This window comes from Paenibacillus dokdonensis (assembly GCF_004916975.1).
GTDB classification, from domain to species: Bacteria; Bacillota; Bacilli; order Paenibacillales; family Paenibacillaceae; genus Paenibacillus_AQ; species Paenibacillus_AQ dokdonensis.
In genome coordinates, this window is sequence record NZ_STGQ01000001.1 from 3,005,542 (window position 1) to 3,021,520 (window position 15,979).

The 15,979-nt window shown below is 46.0% G+C and carries 17 protein-coding genes; 5 read left to right on the forward strand and 12 right to left on the reverse strand.

Features of this window, described 5'->3' with window-relative positions; all coding sequences use genetic code 11:
- Positions 1–21: 21 nt before the first annotated feature.
- The 7 genes from E6W40_RS13895 to E6W40_RS13925 form a co-directional block, all read right to left on the reverse strand.
- On the reverse strand, positions 22–1,278 hold the full coding sequence (locus E6W40_RS13895; protein WP_136605992.1) for a putative amidoligase domain-containing protein: 1,257 nt from the start codon (positions 1,276–1,278) through the stop codon (positions 22–24).
- 121 nt (positions 1,279–1,399) lie between these two features.
- Positions 1,400–1,957, reverse strand: coding sequence for an outer spore coat protein CotE (locus E6W40_RS13900; RefSeq protein ID WP_136605993.1), 558 nt, complete (start codon positions 1,955–1,957; stop codon positions 1,400–1,402).
- A gap of 349 nt (positions 1,958–2,306) precedes the next feature.
- On the reverse strand, positions 2,307–3,287 hold the full coding sequence (locus E6W40_RS13905; RefSeq protein ID WP_136605994.1) for an aromatic acid exporter family protein: 981 nt from the start codon (positions 3,285–3,287) through the stop codon (positions 2,307–2,309).
- A 132-nt stretch (positions 3,288–3,419) separates the two neighbouring features.
- A complete protein-coding gene (locus E6W40_RS13910) occupies positions 3,420–4,205 on the reverse strand; it encodes an ABC transporter permease (RefSeq protein WP_374706168.1) in 786 nt (261 codons plus the stop codon).
- Between the two features lie 69 nt (positions 4,206–4,274).
- The gene (locus tag E6W40_RS13915) at positions 4,275–5,051 is read right to left on the reverse strand and encodes an ABC transporter ATP-binding protein (RefSeq protein WP_136605995.1); all 777 of its coding nucleotides are present in this window, start codon (positions 5,049–5,051) and stop codon (positions 4,275–4,277) included.
- Between the two features lie 29 nt (positions 5,052–5,080).
- Complete coding sequence (locus E6W40_RS13920; RefSeq protein WP_136605996.1) at positions 5,081–6,091, reverse strand: ABC transporter substrate-binding protein; 1,011 nt, start codon at positions 6,089–6,091, stop codon at positions 5,081–5,083.
- Positions 6,092–6,287: 196 nt separating this feature from the next.
- Positions 6,288–7,805, reverse strand: coding sequence for a carboxypeptidase M32 (locus E6W40_RS13925; protein WP_136605997.1), 1,518 nt, complete (start codon positions 7,803–7,805; stop codon positions 6,288–6,290).
- A gap of 131 nt (positions 7,806–7,936) precedes the next feature.
- On the opposite strand from E6W40_RS13925, the gene E6W40_RS13930 reads away from it, so the two are divergent.
- From E6W40_RS13930 to E6W40_RS13950, 5 genes are all read left to right on the forward strand, one after another.
- Entirely contained in the window at positions 7,937–8,272 is a 336-nt protein-coding gene (locus E6W40_RS13930; RefSeq protein ID WP_136605998.1) for an iron-sulfur cluster biosynthesis family protein, read from the forward strand.
- A 25-nt stretch (positions 8,273–8,297) separates the two neighbouring features.
- Positions 8,298–8,873, forward strand: a complete 576-nt coding sequence (locus E6W40_RS13935; protein ID WP_136605999.1) for a beta-class carbonic anhydrase — start codon at positions 8,298–8,300, stop codon at positions 8,871–8,873.
- A gap of 130 nt (positions 8,874–9,003) precedes the next feature.
- Complete coding sequence (locus E6W40_RS13940; RefSeq protein ID WP_136606000.1) at positions 9,004–9,564, forward strand: PadR family transcriptional regulator; 561 nt, start codon at positions 9,004–9,006, stop codon at positions 9,562–9,564.
- Between the two features lie 134 nt (positions 9,565–9,698).
- Positions 9,699–10,145 carry a hypothetical protein gene (locus tag E6W40_RS13945; RefSeq protein WP_425464925.1) on the forward strand — a complete coding sequence of 149 codons (447 nt, stop codon included), beginning with the start codon at positions 9,699–9,701 and terminating at the stop codon, positions 10,143–10,145.
- A 6-nt stretch (positions 10,146–10,151) separates the two neighbouring features.
- Positions 10,152–10,448, forward strand: a complete 297-nt coding sequence (locus E6W40_RS13950) for a YxcD family protein (RefSeq protein WP_136606996.1) — start codon at positions 10,152–10,154, stop codon at positions 10,446–10,448.
- Between the two features lie 70 nt (positions 10,449–10,518).
- Here E6W40_RS13950 and E6W40_RS29500 read toward each other — a convergent pair whose 3' ends face one another.
- The 5 genes from E6W40_RS29500 to E6W40_RS13970 form a co-directional block, all read right to left on the reverse strand.
- Positions 10,519–10,680, reverse strand: coding sequence for a hypothetical protein (locus E6W40_RS29500; RefSeq protein ID WP_168928928.1), 162 nt, complete (start codon positions 10,678–10,680; stop codon positions 10,519–10,521).
- A gap of 753 nt (positions 10,681–11,433) precedes the next feature.
- A complete protein-coding gene (locus tag E6W40_RS13955) occupies positions 11,434–12,609 on the reverse strand; it encodes an MFS transporter (RefSeq protein WP_136606001.1) in 1,176 nt (391 codons plus the stop codon).
- Between the two features lie 181 nt (positions 12,610–12,790).
- A complete protein-coding gene (locus E6W40_RS13960) occupies positions 12,791–13,774 on the reverse strand; it encodes a helix-turn-helix transcriptional regulator (protein ID WP_136606002.1) in 984 nt (327 codons plus the stop codon).
- A gap of 367 nt (positions 13,775–14,141) precedes the next feature.
- A complete protein-coding gene (locus E6W40_RS13965) occupies positions 14,142–14,978 on the reverse strand; it encodes a carbohydrate ABC transporter permease (RefSeq protein WP_136606003.1) in 837 nt (278 codons plus the stop codon).
- A 17-nt stretch (positions 14,979–14,995) separates the two neighbouring features.
- The gene (locus tag E6W40_RS13970) at positions 14,996–15,934 is read right to left on the reverse strand and encodes a carbohydrate ABC transporter permease (RefSeq protein WP_136606004.1); all 939 of its coding nucleotides are present in this window, start codon (positions 15,932–15,934) and stop codon (positions 14,996–14,998) included.
- Positions 15,935–15,979: the final 45 nt, after the last annotated feature.

Below are 15,979 nucleotides of genomic sequence, written 5' to 3' on the forward strand. Positions count from 1 at the left end.
AGAAATCAAAGGATACCATCATCAAGGCTGAAAGGGAATATTCCAGAGCGGTCTAATGTCACGGAATTCATTCCAGACGCCATCTTGCCGGATATGCCGGAAGAGTGGGTCGATATACATTCCCACTTCCTTATACTGCTCCAGCGCCTGAATATCTGCGATCATCGGCTCGATGCATTCACGTATTTTCTCTCTCTGCCCCTTATAATAGGCCCGATGTATCCGGTCTTCATCTTCAAGAGGACGGCGAGAAAGCGTCCGATAATTGGTAACAATCAGGTAGGACAAATATACAATCCCTTTGGTCAAAAGAGGGGAGACAAGGAAGCTTGGCAGCGTCCTATACTCAAAGCCTCCATGCGGTTGTCTGCGAAAATCTCCGAGATAACCATATTTCGGACGCCTTAATTGGCTGCTCGGTGCCTCCAGAACGGAGACCGGAAGAGTAAGGTAATTATCCAGTGTCCTCAGCAGCTCAGTTGTCAGCTCAATGCCGCTGAAATGAAGATGACCTCCGAGCGGCAGTCCTGTCTTCGGCATGCCTCCGGCCAGCCAAAGCAGGGAACGGTCCGTGATCAGCTCCCCTGCCATCCGCATCGTCTTCATCAATCCAACCAGCAGTCCCCGTGGATCCGCACTCGGCTGCGGCCGCAGCTCGGCAATGGGATATGTGGTTATCCCGTCTCCATGTACAGCATCACACCCGACATCACCTTCCCGGTCCAGATAGCGGGATGCAGGTACAACCTCATGGTCACCGGGTTCTACAATCAGAAATTCCGGATCCATCCCCAGCATGAGAGATGATGAATTGCCAAGCTCATTCCGTAGCTTCCGTGCAAGTTCACGTTCTGCTCGTTGATACAGCTGCTGCAGCCTCTGCCCTTCTATCCAAGCCGATGGTGTAATCCGTTCAACCGCATATTTTCGTTCACCGCCGCTGGAGACAAACAATACCTCCCCAGAGCTTAAGCCAAGTGTGTACAGACTGCGTACCGCCCTCTTTTCAAGCTGATACAGCAAGGAGGATGAAACGGCTGCCTGCTCCGTGTCCAGCGTTATCGGTGAACGGAATGAACGGTCCGCTCCGTCTACTTTAGCCACTTCGATGGCATGCAAGCCGGATACATGAACAGCATAACGGCTGCGATAGACCCCGTCATATTGAGGTTTATCGCTCACGTTAAGCAGCGAAGCTATCCCGGAACGGGTCAGGCGTGCATGCCTGAGAGGGACAGACCAGCTTCCATATCGTTCTGCTTCCTCCTGATTATTCATCTACCGCCTCACCCTTTTCGCGAATAAATAAAAATAAAAATAAAAAAGGAGGGCATCCGCCCTCTACGCCGCCGCCCTCGCGTCATATATTAAACCATACCTCTTTTCCAGCCACGCTAACCTACAATTCATCATCCAGTGAATCAGGATCCAAATCGTCGTAGTCCACATCGTCGCCGAAATCAAATTCTTTGTCTTCGTAATCCCCATGGCCTTTTTCACACACCAGAACACGAACCTTGGTCTCGGCCACAAGCTCTACGCAAAACTCACGTTCTACGCGGATGATGACATTGCCTCCCCCGGACGAAACACTGGCTTCAACGCAGCTAGGTTCCTGCGTGGCCTCCGCAGATACCTCCACGGTTGAAGCCCGGTGTTTTGGATCCAGATACGAGAGTGGAACCAGCTCTACATAGGATACCGTTTCTTTCGCGACGTCGGTTTGAGAGTTTTTGTCATAGGAGTACCAGATGTTGATATCGTAAGTACCAATAACTTCAATTCCGTCGCCTGCGGCAACCGCTTCATACTGATGGTTTATAATCCATGCCCCCAAGATGCTGGTTGGATTATGAGGCGGAGTCACGGTATGTGTTACGGTAGAGAACTTACGACCTTTGCCGCAGATCGCTTTCGTTATGATCTCTCTACATTGATGTTTATCGCTTAATGACATCTTTGAACCTCCTCCATACAATCATTCACTTAAGTGTATGCAGGACATAGGCATTTGTTGATTAAACGAGCATAAATGAATGAAATATTCTTCTTCGCTTCGAAAGAGAATGCCAGCGAATGGCAGAAATCCGCAACTTTCTAAGCAGCACTCCGTTTAGTAACTAATAATATCAAAGCTTTGCTCTACTGCGTTGGGAGTATGATATGATGAAAATCTCTTACAAAATTGAAGGAATCACCTTACCTCCAGATCATGTGGAGTAATGATCCTGCAACGCGAAACCCCCTGCTGAGCATCAGGTTCTAGCACAGAAGCCTGCAGCAGGGGGTATATGAAGTTTATGCCGTTATTCGGAAGTGATGGCAGCTTTACGTGCAGCGACGGAAGTAGGTGCCTTATTCTTTTTCGCCAGCTTAAGATACAGAGACAACTCGCGGATCAGCTGCAGAATTGCCGAGCGGATCTCAAATTCCTCCCGTGTGGAAGGGAGATCCATTGTTTTAAATTCTTGTTCCAGCCGTTCCAAAAGAAATTCCGTGCGGCCGGTATATACTTCCTCCGTCACATCATGACTGAGCTGCTCGAAAAGCTCTGCTACATCATCCGCCTGCGGGAGCTTATGATATACATGTGAAATGAGCTGCAGCATGTTCTGGATGGACTCCAGCTGCTCTTTCCTCATGTAAAAATAAATGCTCCAGACCTCGTCCGGATGAAGCATTTGATTCTCCATCGCCCGATGCGAAGCCTCTTTTCCGATGCGGATTTCTTTGCCTGCTTCGATCAGTTCTTTTCCATCCCATACATAGTCAGGGTCACGCAGCGTTTGGGCAATCCGGGCGAAAATAATAGAGAACTGCTTATCCACCCGTTTGCGGATTGCAACCATCTGATCGGCTGCCTGCGGCATATATGCCAGATTAACAATCATTGCTGAACCCAGGCCAATCACAAGTAATTCAATTTGTGTCACAAGCGTCGGCAGCGTGATGCTGCCATTGCCATAGACCCGGAAGACAACTACCGAGCTGGTTACGATACCTTCTTTGAAGTTGGCGCGGGCTATTACGGGAAAGGCAACTAATATATAGATAGCCAGCACCCAATAATGATAGCCCAGAATTTCAAATAATACGCAAGCAAAAGCAAGCCCGAGAAGCGATGCGAAAAAACGGGCAGATATCGTTCTTATGCTTTTCTTACGGGTAACATCCACGCCGAGTACAGCCAGCAGGCCTGCTGACAGCGGCCCTGTTATGCCGAACGCATCCGCTACCAGAATCGCCATGAGAGTTGCAATGGCTGTTTTAATGACACGAAAGCCCATGAAACCGCCTCTTTCATACACATTTGACGTATTCCATGGTAGCGGATTTGAGCGCCGGACACAATGTCACACGGGCCTGTCAATTTTTTGAGCGGAACAAATGTCGGAATTCAGCAACATTTTCTCCCTTGGTTATCGCCGATGATTCAGCAGTTTACGCTCCGCATAGACGACAAGCTGGTACATTCCTGTAGCAACAACAGCAATAATCAGCAGGCTGGACATGACAAGCGTAAAGTTAAATACCTGAAAACCATAAATGATCAAATAGCCGAGCCCCATCTTGGCCACCAGAAACTCGCCCACAATAACGCCAACCCAGGCCATGCCTACATTGACTTTCAGGGTAGATATGATGGTAGGAAAAGAGGCCGGGAGAATTACTTTACGGAATACCTGAGCCCTCGTCCCACCGAAGACGCGCACAACCTTAATCAGATTGGTGTCCACCTCGCAAAAGCTGTTATACACCACCAGCGTCGTCACAATCACTGTGATAGACAGCGTGGTAACGGTAATGGACAAAAATCCTGCACCAAACATCACGATGAATATGGGACCTAATGCGACCTTAGGCATACTGTTAAAGACGACCATGTACGGGTCGAGCACCTTGGAAAGAAACGGTGACCACCAGATCAGTACGGCAAGCAGCGTCCCAAATAGCGTTCCCAGCACAAATCCCGCTGCTGTTTCCCCGACCGTAATTCCAAGATGTCCCCAGAGCTCACCGCTCACCATATCTTTGCCAATCTGCGCGAATACCTTGGACGGATAGCTGAATAGCAGCACATCGATCCATTTCAGCCTGCCCGCGATCTCCCAAAATGCAAAAAATAACAGCAATAACGCCATTTGTACGGAAAACACCTGAATCCGCTGTTTCTTTTGGCGCTTGAGATGTGACTTATGCAGCATCTGCAAACTATCTTCCGGAAGAGCGGGCGTATTCGTGTTCATCCGGCTGTTCAGCACTGACATCTACCCTCACTCCTTATCCCCGGCGCTCTCCATTTCGCGCCAAATCTCATGAAACAGTTCATTAAATCCACTCTGCTCCCTGGCCACCAAAGGCCTTGCGAGCCGAATATGCTCCGGAACTTCAAAAGTTCTGCGAATCTTTCCCGGATGGCTTCCAAGCACGATAACACGGTCGCTGACCGCTACGGCCTCGGATAAATCATGGGTAACCAAAATTGCCGTTTTATTCTTCTCGCGCAGCGTCTCCGAAATCAAATCCTCCAGCTGCAGCTTAGTCTGGTAATCCAGTGCGGAGAAAGGCTCATCCAGCAGCAGCAGACCGGGATCAGTAGACAGCGTCCGCACAAGAGCCACTCGCTGCCTCATTCCTCCGGATAACTGCTGCGGATACATATTTTTGGCTTCCTCAAGCCCCATTTCTTCAAGCAAAGAGGATGTTCTGGCGAGTTGTTTATCATCCAGACGCCTCGTAAGCTCAAGCCCGATCGAGGCATTTTCAAAAATGGTTCGCCAAGGGAATAAATAGTCCTGCTGCAGCATGTATCCTACTTCAGGCGTCGGTCCTTCCACTTTGCGCCCGTAGACAAACACTCCGCCTTTCGTAGGGTTGAGCAATCCAGCTACAATGGAGAGCAGTGTCGTCTTGCCGCACCCGCTTGGGCCGACAAGACTGACAAACTCCCCCGGAAACACCTTCAAATCTAGTCCGTCCAGGGCCAGTGATGCTTCGCGGTCACTGTCGTAAACATGCGTGATATGCTGTAATTCAACTACCGGCTCCATGCTTCCACTCTCCTCTCGGCATTGGAATGCTATTTCACGGATGACTTGGCTTTTTCGGCAAAGCTGTTGTCGACGATCGCTGTTGCCGGCACTTTCTCTTTCAATTCTCCAGCTTGGCTCATGACATCAAGCAGATTATTCCATTCGGTTTCATCCACGATCGGATCCGTAGCATACGTACCTTGATCTTTATAGCGTTTGACGGAAGAGATGATAATTTCTTTATCTGCGTCCTTGAAGTAAGGCAGGATGGCATCCGCAATTTCTTCAGGACTGTGCTGTTGAACCCAGTTTTGCGCTTTCTGCAGCGCATTCGTGAATTTTTGTACGGTATCGTTATTCTTTTTGATGTAGCTCTGCTTACTCATAAATACCGTATACGGCAAATGGCCGCTTTCCTCACCGAAGGATGCAACGACATGACCTTTTCCTTCTTTTTCAAAAATAGAAGCCTGCGGCTCAAACAGCTGCACATAATCCCCCGTCCCGGATAAATAGGCAGATGCGATATTCGCAAAATCAATATTCTGAATCAGCTTTAAATCCTTCTGGGGATCAATGTTATGCTTGCGCAGCGTAAACTCGCCTGCCATTTGTGGCATGCCTCCCTTACGCTGACCCAGGAAAGTACTCCCTTTCACATTATTCCAATCCAGTTTGCCTTCTTGGCTCCTCGCCATTAAAAATGTGCCATCGGTTTGCGTGACCTGACCAAAATTGATGACCGGATCATCCGAGCCCTGCTGGTACACATAGATGGATGTTTCGGATCCGACCAAAGCCACATTAATGGCCCCTGATAAAAGAGCTGTCATCGTTTTGTCGCCGCCAGGGATCGTTTGCAGCTCGACATCCAGTCCTTCCTCCTTAAAAAATCCCTTTTCCAGCGCCACATATTCAGGGGCATAGAAAACGGACCGCGTGACTTCCCCCACTTTCACCTTTACCGCGGATTTGCTGCCGGAGCAGCCCGAAAAGATCATTCCGCACAGGACAAGAGAGAAAAGTCCGATCCAAATCCCTCGTTTGTTCTTCAGCATATGCCTTCCTCCATCCTCTTCAAGCCATATGCCATCATATGCATCCGCCCAGCAAAGGGTTAAATAAAACTGTTATCAAAAATGACTCACGGTAGACTCATCGTCCATAACACAAAAAAAGCCCCTAAGCCTTCCGCAACTTAAACGTTGCAGAAAAACTCAGGAGCTTTTTAAAACTTGTATTGATTTCAGCAGCTTAGAGCTTGTAAATTTCCTTGTACTTCTCTTCGAGATAATCAGCCAGATAATCCGGGCTCAGTTCCTCTCCGGTTACTTGCATGATGATCTCGGCAGGAGATAAGCTTTTGCCGAAGCGATAGATTTTCTCGGTCAGCCATTCTTTGATTGGAATCAGGTTGCCCTCACGGATATACTGATCCAGCTCAGGCAGCTCCTTTTTCATGGTATTCATGATTTGGGCAGCGTACATGTTGCCGAGGGAATAAGAAGCGAAATAACCAAAATCCCCTCCGGACCAGTGAACGTCCTGCAGTACGCCTAGACTGTCGTTTGGTGGCGTGACGCCAAGATATTGCTGATATTTTTCATTCCATACTTTCGGAAGATCTTTGACTTCCAATCCTTCATTAAAGATCATCTTCTCGATTTCATAGCGGATAATGATATGAAGGTTGTATGTCAACTCGTCGGATTCGATCCGAATGAGGGAGTTTTCCACACGGTTAACGGCGCGGTAGAAGTCTTCAAGCTTTACATCCTGAAGCTGCTGCGGGAAATGCTTTTGCAAATCTGTGTAATAGCGTTCCCAGAACGCGCGGCTGCGGCCGATTATGTTTTCCCATAAACGGGATTGGGACTCGTGAATGCCCATCGATGTTCCTTGCGCCAGTGGTGTGCCGGCAAGGTCTTTACTGATATTTTGTTCATACAGCGCATGCCCGCCTTCATGCAGGGAACTGAACAGCGCACTGGTCACATCATCCTGGAGGTAGTGGGTCGTAATCCGTACGTCACCGGAGTTTAGCCCCATAGCGAATGGATGGACGCTTTCATCAAGACGTCCAGCGTCAAAGTCATAGCCCATCTGTCCGAGGATAAAGAGACCCATTTTCTCCTGCTGCTCTTTTTCAAAAATTTGATCCAGGAATGTCGTATCCGGTTTGTTGGGAGATGCCTGTATAGCGGCAACCAGCGGTACCAAGCGGTCGCGTAATCTGCCAAAGACTTCATCCAGCTTGTCTACGGTCAATTCCGGCTCGTATTTATCCAGCAGTGTGTCATAAGTCGTGCCTTTCACACCCCAGTACTGAATGAATTCTTTCAGCAAACTTACGATTTTGGTCAGATTCGGTTCGAAGGAAGCAAAATCATTATTTTCCTTTGCTTCTTCCCAAATGGTCTGCGTATGTGCAGAAAGCACGGAGAATTCCTCGATCTTTTTCGCAGGGATTTGTTTGTTTTCTTCGTAATCCTTTTTGCATTCCTTCACCACGCGACGGGTTGTTTCATCCAGTTGGCTGTCGACCTCTGGTTTAGTGAAAAAGGATATGTATTCTCCCATTTCGTCCGATACACGCAGCTTGAATTGCTCCGCAGACAGTGTGCCGATGACTCCGGAACGAAGTTCCACGCCTTTGCGCGGTGCTCCCGTACGAAGATCCCAGTGCATCAGGGAAATCGCTTCGGTATATGCGCCGATTTTGCGCACGAGTTCCATAAAAGATTCCAATTTTGCCTTTACATCGTTATTCATTCCAAGATTCACCTCGCCACGTATTTTTGTCTTACCTCTTGATGATACTTTTTGAGGAAAGTATAATCAATATTTAATACGAATCGTTCGTCTTCAAACCTACTTTTTGAGTAAAGGAGCCTGTAGTCACCATGAATATTCAGATTTCCGAACATGCGGAACGCTTTCTCCGCCAGAAAATAGGCAGCAAGTCTTCGCCTGTCAGGCTTGTCTTTGACTCTGAGGGCTGCGGCTGCGGGGTCAACGGTATTCCGGCTTTGTGGATTCTCCCTGCGCAGGATGAACATGATATAATCATACATAGCAATGGAGTCCCTTTCCTCATCAACCGGATACATGCCGTATATTTTGAAGAACATCTTTATCTGGATTCGGAAGAAACGTACCCGTCATTTCGCCTTTCGGGAGACAGCCAGCTGTACGGACAGAATATAAGACTACTGGACAAGCGTGAAGACGAATCTTAAATCCTTGAAAGGTTGTGTATGCATTATGAGCCACGTTTCAGAAATTTTGGAGTATAACCATCAATTTGTGGAAGAAAAACAGTACGAACAATTCTTGACAGGCAAGTTTCCCGATAAAAAGCTGGTCATCATCACTTGCATGGATACCCGTCTGGTGGAACTGCTTCCTAAAGCCATGAACCTGAAGAACGGCGATGTCAAAATCATCAAAATTGCAGGCGCGATCGTATCCCATCCGTTCGGCAGCGTGATGCGCAGCATTTTGGTTGCCCTGTATGAACTAAGCGCGGACGAAGTCATCGTCGTCGGCCACCTCGACTGCGGCATGGCTGCCCTGAATGCCGATCATATGATCCAGGAAATACGCAACCGCGGCGTTTCCGAGGAAGTGCTGTCCACCCTGGAGAATTCCGGCATCAAGCTGGATACTTGGCTTCAGGGCTTCAACAACATCAAAGACGGCGTGAACGGAACCGTCAACCTCATCAAAAAGCATCCGCTGCTTCCGGGAGACGTGCCGGTTCATGGCATGATCATCGATCCGAACACCGGCGCGCTTGAACTGGTCGTCGACGGCTACGAAAAAATTTCACAAAAATAACTCTTTACATTTGCATGCAAAAACACGGATACCTGTATCCGTGTTTTTTTGCGACTTCGGTTGCAAAACCATACAGTTTAAGTGTACACTTTTTGATGAAAGAACATATCACGTATGGGAGACATCGCAAATGAATACGTTATCCTACGGATTGTTGGCTTTTTTGGCCAGGGAACCTGGTTCAGGCTATGATGTGATGCTAAAGATCCAGCCGTTCTGGCAGGCCAAGCACAGCCAAATTTATCCTCTCCTTGCACAAATGGAGGAGAATGAACTACTTACTTCTTATTGGATCAAACAGTCGGAAAAGCCCGACAAAAAAATCTACTCCATCACAGACAGCGGCATTCGAAAACTGAAAGAATGGATGTACATGCCTCTTCCAGACCCGATTACTAGGGACGAGCTGTCTATGAAAACGTTTTGCATGTGGATGACAGACCGCGATAACGCGATCGAAATTGTGGAGACGAGAAAAGCTTATTTTACACGCAGGCTCGAATCCTTCAACAGCATGCTGCAAAAAATCCCTGAAGAAAAGCGGACATTCGGCAACCGCGAATTTTATGATTACATTCTCGTTCAAAAGGGAATATTTAATGCAACGGCCGGACAGGATTGGTGCAATTGGGTCCTTGGTATGCTAAAGGAGCAGCAAGCAACAGAATCACAGGTTCAATCGGCGCAGTAAAAACTTCTATGAAAGAAAGAATTTAAACTGTTTTATATTTTTTTTTTGAAAAATGAAACTTTAAGATACTAAGCACGTAAAGCATAGTAGGCAAACAAACATGCCAGCAAATTACTCGGGAGGTTTTCTACTTCATGATGAACAAATCGTTGAAGAAATGGATCATGATTGTCATGGCATTTACGTTCTTCTTCGCAATTTCTGTACCGGCGGATAATGCGGAGGCCAGACGTGGTGGTGGAAGCAGCTTTAGATCCGGCACCAAAGGCTTCACCAATACACCGAAGAAATCGACGACGACCGATAACGTTAAAAAGTCGACGAATACGAACAACTCCACAGCAGGTACAACGGCTAAGCGCGGATTCTTCAGCGGTGGCGGTTTAATGAAAGGCCTGATGATCGGCGGCCTCGCAGGCATGCTGTTTGGTGGTATGTTTGGCGGTATGGGAGCATTCGGTAACATCTTAGGCTTGATTATCAATCTTTTTGCCATTTATGTCGTCATATCCCTCGCGGTTGCGGCTTACAGGGCATTCAAGAACCGGCGTAAACCGGACCCACGTAACGGACGGTACTAAACGATGATGATACTCACAATGGATGAAATTATTAATGCGATTTGTCTTCATATGGCAGAGCGCAAACGGATTCGTCCCCAAGACGTTCAAGTCGAACTCTTTTGGGAAGAAGAAACCGGCTACTCCGCTGAGGTATGGACCGAAGGCCGCAGTCAGTACCTGGTCGAATCCAATATGATCGAAGCCATTATGCGCTATCTGCAAAGCGAGTACGGCATCCGTGCTTACCGTGAGCAGATTTCACTCGATGTGGACGAGGAAATAACAGCCCAGATCGATGTGGAAGTGCAGCAGACGAATTAAAAATAAAAGGTAGACATCGTAATGATGCCTACCTTTTTTGCGTTATGAAGTTAAGTTACGGATTTGGTGCCTAAGCTTCATGCAACGCTTCAAGAGTGGTGACCGGCTTCTTACAGCTGAAATGCTCACAGTTGCATGCCGCGGGTCTGCCATTGACCGGTTTCATATCGGAGACATGAGGCAGCAGTTCGCGCAGTAGCTTTTCCCCTGCTCCGCCTTCCCAGTGAATCATAAAGGAAGCTCCCGTTCATGTTTTCGAGTTCGTACTTTAGTTTAATAATGTCTTTAATACTCGATGTGTTGGCACATCATTCCCCTCCAAAAATATGTATCAGACAAATTGAAAAAGCACCTTGTTAGGTGCTTATCTCCATGCCCACTCTCCACTGGCAACATAACATGAAACGATAAAAGAAATGACAACGACAATCGGGGAAAGGAGTGTGATAATCCTACCGAATTTATCAGGTAGCACTTTTATGATGATAAGAAGAATCGCCACCACAATCAACGAAATAATTGCACTTATCAGGATTGTCCCTCTTGAGTCCCATATTAGATTCAATGTGTTTCCTCCAGAATTCGTTTATCATGTAAAGATTGATTTATATCTATCTTATCGTCAACCCTTATTTTACCAGTATTCTTATCCCTATTGTTAAATACTTCACACAATAACTTAAAAGAATCATTAATGATACCTTCGATGATCTCGTCGTTAATCAATGATGAATAATCGGCATTCATTTTTAACGTATCTGGGTAGGAATCTCAACCTCAGGCTTTATTTTTGAGCAACCTATTAAAAGTAATATAAGCAGGCAACTGATAACAGAGAAACTCTTAAAATAAATCATTTAATAAAAATCTCCTAACCTATCGGCAATTTGCACCTAGTAAGATTAACACATATAGTAATTTTTTCTCCATTGTATTTTGATAAATCGAGATAGGAAGGTGCACTAGGAACAAGTAAGACAACTCTTTAACTAGTTAGCTGTACGCCCTCTGTCCTTTTCTTCATAATAACGAAGCCTGCAATACAAATCATCAAAACGCAGAGAGAATAAGGAAATACCATATTTGCGGTGTATAAGGCCGTACCAATAACAGGACCCAAGAATGATCCGCCACCTTGCAAAGCCGCAATAAAGGATGCAACACTCCTTTGCTCATGATCTTGAACCGCCATTGAAGCACCGGCACTGTATCCTAGCAGTGTAAAGCCGATGCCAATTCCCAAGAATGCAAAATCTACATAAGCAAACTTGATGAACATTAATAGTCCCATCAATCCCAAAGCGACAAACAAGAGCCCTACGCAAAGCACCCGCCTAGGATGCCATTTGAGATATTTACTGATCACAATTTGCGAGAGCACAACCATAATTCCCGAAACGGCAAGCCCCAATCCAATTAACTGGGTTGATTGCTGGGCATTATAACCAAGGGTATCCTGCACGAAAAATCCGATGGTAACCTGCACGATATTCAGGGCAATCGAAAGCAAGAGTCCAATCCATAAATAGAGGCGAATCCGCCTGTCGTTTGGTGAAAGTGAAATAACCTGCCGCTGTATCTCCTTATCCCTTTCTTTAGGAATAAACACCAGAAACAAAATGGCCAAGGCGAACAGCAGGAACGCTGCCGCGTACATTGGAGCGGTGAGTCCCACCGCAGCCATTCCACCGCTCATTGCCGGTCCTATGACGAATCCGAGCCCATTGGCAGCACCGAATAATGCCATTCCCCTTGTACGCGTTTCTTTTGTGGTCCAGCCCATAACATAGGCTTGTGCCAACGCCGGTATACCTCCAAAGAAAAATCCGGCAATTGCGCGAAGTAGAAAGAAGCTCCAGAAAAAGCTTCCCTTGCTCTGTGCTTGTACGGCATAATCCGCCAGCAGTGCAAAAATGATGAGTGTCGCCAAATAGGCGAACATAATCGAAGCGAGCAGCAATTTTCGGTTCATGAACGTTTGCTTTTCCCAGAAATATCCCCCAAGTAGCCAGCAAAGCCCCGCAACCGACACCAAACATCCGGATTGAAAATCACTCAGCCCCAAATTACGAGAAAGAGGACCAATAATCGGATTAAATGCGGCTATCGATATCATGCCACTTAGCACGATTAGAAACATAATACCAAGTCTGTATTTCATTAAAAACCATTCTCCTCCCATGTATACCAGAGCTTTATACGATTCATAATCGATGTTTTCATGGTACTATGCTTGTTAGCCGGGCCTCTACCAGTTGGCGGAATACTTTACTGGTTAGCCGGATATGTGGGAGAACAAACCAAAAAACCGCTCGAAAGGAGCGGTTGAAGCGTTCATCGATTCAACTGTCTGAACCTGGTAAAGCAGGAGAATGGCGAATGATTTTCCCGGGATTGACCCCATATCGATCACGAAACGCCTCCGAGAAGTAACTTGCATTAGAGTAACCCACTGCGCATGAGGTCTCAGTTACATTCAACGTTCCCTGCTGCAGTAAATGAAAAGCCTTTTCTAATCGCTTCTCCCGTAAATAGCCAAATACCGTTGTACCATAAAGCTCTTTAAACCCTGTCTTTAATTTATGATCATTCAGACCAATCATCCGGGAAAGCTCGATCAGTGTAGGCGGATCTGTCATCCGTTCCATCATGATATCTCTAGCTTCACGAATTTTTTGCGTATCATGTTTGGGCAACCTATGCTTGGAAGGCACATCGATTAGGAAGGAATTAAAGGCCATTGATAAAAGCTGCAATACACTGGATTCCACTTCAAAATTCTTCGCAGCACATGACTGGACCAATTGTATAATCCGCTGAATAATGACAGAAGCTGCCGGATTGATCGTTTCCTGAAAAATACGGAATGGCCGTTGACCTAGTAGTTGAAAGAAATCCGCCGATCTTTTGCCACTGTCATCCTCCATATAATGATGAAAAGTAGAAATTGGAATCCCAATGCCCAGCAAGAGATAAGACTGGTTCTCGTTAAATTCAAACTCAGCGCCCAGTTGATTCATGAACTGAAGGGAGCAGCTGCCCGGAGCAAATTCATACTGTTCTCCATTAATGCTTATTTCTCTTGTTCCATGCAAGCAAAAACTAAGCTCAACCATGGCTGTTTCCGTGACAACAGGCGTCGTCCGATTCCGATGAAAGGTGAAGTCGGAGATCACCACCTCAATATCAGGTCTAGGTACAAGACGATGAATGGCTCCCTCCCCAGCTTCCGAATGAATCTGCATCCGTTCCGAACGATGTACTTGTTGTCTAGGTATATGAAGTCCATCGAAAAATTGGTTAAAGTTCTGATGAAAATCTGTCATCTTCTCTCCTGCACCCCGATTAGTTTTTAGAAATCATTCTAAGCACATCGTCAATTTTATTTTTATTAGCTAGATGCCCATGATTCATCCATGTCATATACAGCATTACATATTTTAATGATCGGAAACAAGAAGATGCAGCCTCGATGAGTCACATCTTTCATTTGATATTGATAATCATTATCGTTATTATAGTTCAAAAAAGATAGCTCTTCAATAATGATATGCTCCCCGTATAAAAGAAACTAAACAACCTGAGCCCCTGCGAATACAGGACTCAGGCTGCTTAAATATTGCTTTTTGTTAATTGTCTACTCGACATGGTCAACTCATAATAGCAGTGGATCTGAATTCATACAAATTATATTCAACCTTTTATACCGCTAAATGTAATGCCGCTAATAAACGTCTTTTGAAGAAAAAAGAACAAAACAATAATCGGTAATGTCATCAAGGTGGATACGGCCATTAGTAGACCCCATTCGGATCCCTTTTGACTCTGAAATTGCTGCAAACCGAGCGAAACCGTGTAAGATGCTTCATTGGTTAAATAGAGCAAGGGGCCCATGAAATCAGTCCAGCTCCCCATAAATTGAAAAAGTGCAACGGCTAAAACGGCGGATTTGGCCAGTGGAAACATGATCTGTAAATATATGCGGAACTCACTAGCCCCGTCTAAGCGGGCCGCTTCACGGAGAGCATCAGGCAATCCCAGGAAAAACTGCCGCAATAGAAAAATGTAAATCGGCACTCCAAAAAATTGGGGCACAATCAGTGGAAGAGATGTTCCTACCCAACCTAATTTAGTAAACAATAGGAAGAGAGGAATCATCGTCACTTGACCGGGAATCATCATAACAGCGAGAGTAACAAAGAAAAGTATACCTCTTCCACGGTACTCTAACTTGGCAAAACTGTAGGCAACCAAGGGGCAGGATATGATCACACCTAGCGTACTAACGATGGTTATAATCGCTGTATTTTCCAGATATGTCCAGAAATGGATATACTCTACGGCACGGGAATAATTGCTCCACAGAAATGGATGCGGAATCCACTCTGGTGGGTATGCAAAGACTTGTGTGAGCGGTTTAAGCGAAGTCGAAAGCAGCCAAATGAACGGAATAATGAAAAATGCAGAAGCAACAATCAGACATAAATAGGCTAACGAACGATTGATCCTCTTGATAGCGATTGGATTCATCCCTTATTTCCTCCTCCTTATTTCCCTTGATAATGAACCCAGCGTTTAGACGTTATGAAAACAATTCCGGTTAATGCCATAACGATAATAAATAAGATCCAGGCCATTGCGGAGGCATAGCCCATTTTGAAATATCTGAATCCGTTCTCATATAAATACATGACGTAAAAAGTCATGGAATTTGCAGGCGTCCCTTGCCCTTTGGTCAATGTATAGGGAAGAGTGAACTGTTGGAATGCACCGATCATTCCCATGACCAGATTGTAAAAAATAACAGGAGTGAGCAAAGGGATGGTTACTTTTCTCGTTTTCTGAAACCAGTTAGCTCCATCGATTTGCGCTGCTTCATAGTACTCATCTGGGATGTCTCCTAATCCAGCAAGGTAGATGACGACGGCTTGCCCAATACCCCAAAGCGACATCAAGATGAGTGAAGGCTTGGACCAAGCTTCACCACCAAGCCAAGGAGGACCATCGATACCGAAATGCGCTAACATCCCATTTACCAATCCGAAGTTTGGATGTAACAACCACATCCACAGAACAGCCAAAGCCACTTGTGGCACAAGTGTAGGTAGGAAAAAGATCGTTCTGAATACAGCCATACCTTTGACCTTCATATTCAACATCATAGCGAGTGCCACACCAAAAAATATACTTAATGGAACAAAAAATACAGTGAAATAGATCGTGTTGTATATTGATTTCCAAAACAAAGGGTCATGGAATAGATCTATATAATTACTCATTCCGACAAATTCACCAGGCTGCAGAATGCTATACGTGGTGAAGCTAAAGTAGATCGACATCAACATCGGAATGGCATAAAAGCAAAGCAGTCCTATAGCCCAAGGTGAAGCAAACAGCCACCCGATCACGTTAGTTTTGCGGAGCGCGCGTTGTTTCCTTGCCGATGGAATTGTATTTACACGAACTGAATCGGCCAGTTTCGCCATGTACATCCTCCTTCCAATTGTCAATCAACAATAGGCAAGGAGAGA

What these genes read in the sequence shown, in the direction of transcription:
- E6W40_RS13900 (WP_136605993.1), bottom strand. Translation starts at nt 1,957, where the DNA reads ATGTCATTAAGCGATAAACATCAATGTAGAGAGATCATAACGAAAGCG.
- E6W40_RS13910 (WP_374706168.1), bottom strand. Translation starts at nt 4,205, where the DNA reads ATGCTGCATAAGTCACATCTCAAGCGCCAAAAGAAACAGCGGATTCAG.
- E6W40_RS13930 (WP_136605998.1), top strand. Translation starts at nt 7,937, where the DNA reads ATGAATATTCAGATTTCCGAACATGCGGAACGCTTTCTCCGCCAGAAA.
- E6W40_RS13970 (WP_136606004.1), bottom strand. Translation starts at nt 15,934, where the DNA reads ATGGCGAAACTGGCCGATTCAGTTCGTGTAAATACAATTCCATCGGCA.
- E6W40_RS13935 (WP_136605999.1), top strand. Translation starts at nt 8,298, where the DNA reads ATGAGCCACGTTTCAGAAATTTTGGAGTATAACCATCAATTTGTGGAA.
- E6W40_RS13965 (WP_136606003.1), bottom strand. Translation starts at nt 14,978, where the DNA reads ATGAATCCAATCGCTATCAAGAGGATCAATCGTTCGTTAGCCTATTTA.
- E6W40_RS13915 (WP_136605995.1), bottom strand. Translation starts at nt 5,051, where the DNA reads ATGGAGCCGGTAGTTGAATTACAGCATATCACGCATGTTTACGACAGT.
- E6W40_RS13940 (WP_136606000.1), top strand. Translation starts at nt 9,004, where the DNA reads ATGAATACGTTATCCTACGGATTGTTGGCTTTTTTGGCCAGGGAACCT.
- E6W40_RS13955 (WP_136606001.1), bottom strand. Translation starts at nt 12,609, where the DNA reads ATGAAATACAGACTTGGTATTATGTTTCTAATCGTGCTAAGTGGCATG.
- E6W40_RS13925 (WP_136605997.1), bottom strand. Translation starts at nt 7,805, where the DNA reads ATGAATAACGATGTAAAGGCAAAATTGGAATCTTTTATGGAACTCGTG.
- E6W40_RS13895 (WP_136605992.1), bottom strand. Translation starts at nt 1,278, where the DNA reads ATGAATAATCAGGAGGAAGCAGAACGATATGGAAGCTGGTCTGTCCCT.
- E6W40_RS13960 (WP_136606002.1), bottom strand. Translation starts at nt 13,774, where the DNA reads ATGACAGATTTTCATCAGAACTTTAACCAATTTTTCGATGGACTTCAT.
- E6W40_RS13945 (WP_425464925.1), top strand. Translation starts at nt 9,699, where the DNA reads ATGATGAACAAATCGTTGAAGAAATGGATCATGATTGTCATGGCATTT.
- E6W40_RS13905 (WP_136605994.1), bottom strand. Translation starts at nt 3,287, where the DNA reads ATGGGCTTTCGTGTCATTAAAACAGCCATTGCAACTCTCATGGCGATT.
- E6W40_RS29500 (WP_168928928.1), bottom strand. Translation starts at nt 10,680, where the DNA reads ATGATTCACTGGGAAGGCGGAGCAGGGGAAAAGCTACTGCGCGAACTG.
- E6W40_RS13920 (WP_136605996.1), bottom strand. Translation starts at nt 6,091, where the DNA reads ATGCTGAAGAACAAACGAGGGATTTGGATCGGACTTTTCTCTCTTGTC.
- E6W40_RS13950 (WP_136606996.1), top strand. Translation starts at nt 10,152, where the DNA reads ATGATACTCACAATGGATGAAATTATTAATGCGATTTGTCTTCATATG.